At 68.2% G+C, this 3,427-nt stretch carries 2 protein-coding genes; both read right to left on the bottom strand.

Annotated features, from left to right (window positions below; all coding sequences use genetic code 11):
- Positions 1-2,060, bottom strand: a 2,060-nt coding sequence (locus ACWCQM_RS40825) for a type I polyketide synthase (RefSeq protein ID WP_450920123.1), incomplete at its 3' end; no start/stop codon positions are given.
- Positions 2,061-2,124: 64 nt separating this feature from the next.
- On the bottom strand, positions 2,125-3,427 hold a 1,303-nt coding region (locus ACWCQM_RS40820), incomplete at its 5' end, for a KR domain-containing protein (RefSeq protein ID WP_450920122.1).

Genomic DNA, 3,427 nt, shown 5'->3' with positions numbered 1-3,427 from the left:
CCCAACGACCACACACCCGCAACACACGCCGCAACCAACTCACCAACCGAATGACCACCCACAAACCCCGCACGCACACCCCACGACTCCACCAACCGGAACAACGCCCACTCCACAGCGAACAAACCCGCCTGAGTGAACACCGTCTCATCCAGCCCCACACGACCGCCCTCACCGAAGACGACCTCACGCACCCCCCCACTCACACCACCCGACAACTCCCCGTCCAGCAACCCACACACCTCATCAAACGCCCCCGCAAACACCGGAAAACGCTCATACAACCCCCGCCCCATCCCCACCCACTGCGAACCCTGACCAGAAAACAACAACGCCGGCCCCACAACCGGCACACCCGCCCCAACCACCACACCAGGAGCCGACCCACCACCCACCAGCCCACGCAGACCCGACACCAGCTCATCGCGCGAACCACCGAACACCACGGCACGCTGCTCCAGCACAGCCCGCCCCGACGCCAACGACCAACCCACATCCACCGGCGACAAACCCACATCACCCTCGACAAGCGACAACAACCGCCCCGCCTGCCCACGCAAGCCGTCAGCTCCGCGCCCCGACACCACCCACGGCACCACACCGGGGCTGACCTGCGGTGTCACGTCACCGGGCGACTCCTGCGGTGTCGGCTGCTCGGTGGACTGCCCGGTCTGTTGCTCCAAAATGACGTGCGCGTTCGTACCGCTCACGCCGAACGACGACACACCCGCACGACGCGGACGCCCCTCGACCGCCGGCCACTCACGCGCCTCGGCGAGAACCTCGACCGCACCCGCCGACCAGTCCACCTCCGAGGACAGCTCATCGGCGTACAGAGACTTCGGCAGTGTGGCGTGGTGCATCGCCTGGACCATCTTGATCACGCCCGCGACACCTGCGGCGGCTGCGGTGTGACCGATGTTCGCCTTCAAGGAGCCGATGAGCAGCGGCCTGTTGTCGGGCCTGCCTTGTCCGTACGTGGCCAGCAGCGCATCGGCCTCGATCGGGTCACCCAGCGACGTGCCCGTGCCGTGCGCCTCCACCGCGTCGACCTCGGCGGTGGTCAGCCCGGCGCTTGCCAGCGCGGCGCGGATGACCCGCTGCTGGGAGGGGCCGTTCGGCGCTGTCAGACCATTGCTGGCGCCGTCCTGGTTCACCGCCGAACCACGGACCACCGCCAGTACGGGGTGACCGTTGCGCCGGGCATCCGACAACCGCTCCAGCAACAGGACGCCCGCGCCTTCACCCCACGCTGTCCCGTCGGCGCCGGCCGCGAACGGCCGGCACCGGCCGCTGCGGGACAGCGCGCCCTGGCGGCTGAACTCGACGAAGATCTCAGGCGTGGACATCACCGTCACACCGCCGGCCAGGGCGAGGGTGCACTCTCCGGCCCGGAGCGCCTGCGCCGCCAGGTGGAGCGTCACCAGGGACGACGAGCAGGCCGTGTCAATACTCACCGAGGGGCCCTGGAGCCCAAGGGTGTACGAGAGGCGTCCCGACACCACGCTGGCCGCGATCCCCGTGGCGAGATACCCCTCGGACTGCTGAGGCGACCGGCGGAGCAGGGCGGCGTAGTCCTGACCATTGGTGCCGGCGAACACACCGGTACGGCTGCCCTTCAGCGACGACGGGTCGATGCCCGCGCGCTCTATCGCCTCCCAGGACGTCTCCAGCAGGAGCCGCTGCTGCGGGTCGAGCGCCAGCGCCTCACGCGGCGAGATCCCGAAGAACGCCGGGTCGAATTCACCGACGTCACTGAGGAATCCGCCCTCCCGGACGTACGACGTGCCCGGCCGTGACAGCTCAGGGTCGTAGAGCCCCTCGGTGTCCCAGCCACGGTCGGTGGGAAACTCGGAGAAGGCATCGCCGCCGGATGCCACGAGGTCCCACAACTCCTCAGGAGACATCACTCCTCCGGGGAACCTGCAGCCCATGCCGATGATCGCGATCGGCTCGTGCTCCCCCGACTGCACTTCCTGGAGCCGCTGCCGTGCTTCGTGAAGTTCGCCGGTCACTCGCTTCAGGAAGTAGCGAAGCTTGTCCTCGCTGCTGTTCGTCACGCCGTACCACTCCAGGGGTTCAGGAAGTCTTCACGCAGATCAAGGGAGGTGTGCTCGGTCGACGTCAGGAGATGCCGAGCTCGTTGCTGATGAAGTCGAAGACGTCGTCGTCGGAGGCCGAGGCGAGCTTCTCTGCGGCGGAGGACTCGGCGACGGTCTCGTCCTGTGCGTCGCTGCACAGCTGGAGTAGTGCTTTCAGGCGGAGCGCTATCTCGCCACGTGCGGAGTCCTCGGATTCCGGGACGATCTCGGAGAGTTCCGAGGCGAGCCGGTCGAGGTCTCCGAGTACGGTGTCGAACCGCTTCGGGCCGCCGTTCAGCTTCAGCTCGTCCCGCAGGTGGTCGGCAAGGCTTCGCGGTGTCGGGTGATCGAAGGCGATGGTGACCGCCAGTCGGAGTCCTGTCGCCTTGCTGAGGCGCTTACGGAGCTCGACGGAGGCCAGTGAGTCGAAGCCGAGGTCCTTGAAGGCCCGTTCCGCTGTGATCGCTTCGGTGTCGGGGTGACTGAGCACCTCCGCAACCTGTGCACGTACGAGGGCGAGTACCCTGCTGTCCTGCTCGGCGGCCGTGAGACCGACCAGCTCGGCGCGGAGCATCGCGTCCGGGCCCGCGGCGGCGACGCCGTGGTCGGATTCCGCCGCCTGCAGAGCGCGGTGCGCCTCCGGGATGCCGGAGATCAGCGGTGCGCGCCGGCCCGTGGCGAGCCGTGGTGCGAACCGCGCCCAGTCGACGTCCGCCACGACGAGGCAGCCCTCGTCCCGCTCCAGCGCCTCGGCAAGCAGGGTCACCGCGTCGTTCGGCGCCATCGGAAGGATGCCGCCGCGCTGCAGCCGTTCCTCCCCTACACCTTCCGCGAGGCCGCCGTCCGCCCATGCTCCCCAGGCGACGGAAGTACCTGCCAGCCCGAGCCCACGCCGCTGCTCCACCAACGCATCCAAGAACGCGTTGGCCGCCGCATAATTCCCCTGCCCCGCACCACCCACCGCTCCCGCCATCGACGAGAACATCACAAACAGATCCAGGTCCAGGTCTCGGGTCAACTCGTCCAGATGCCGCGCCCCGGCCGCCTTCGACCGCAGCACATACGCCATACGCTCCGGCGTCAGCGCCTCGATCACACCATCCGCCAGCACACCAGCCGTATGCACCACCCCCCTCAACTCAGGCAACTCACCCGACACCACCCGCTCACCCAACGACGACAGCAACCCAGCCACCGCCCCACGATCAGCCACATCACACGCCACCACCGAGACCCCGACACCCAGACCCCTCAGCTCAGCCTCAAGACCACCCACACCCGGCGCCAACGACCCACGACGCGAAACAAGCACCACATGCTCCACCCCACGACCCGCCAACCACCGC

Source organism: Streptomyces sp. NPDC002125 (assembly GCF_053593715.1).
Note: the sequence above shows the minus strand (reverse complement) of the source record. Positions and strands in the feature narration are given on the sequence as shown.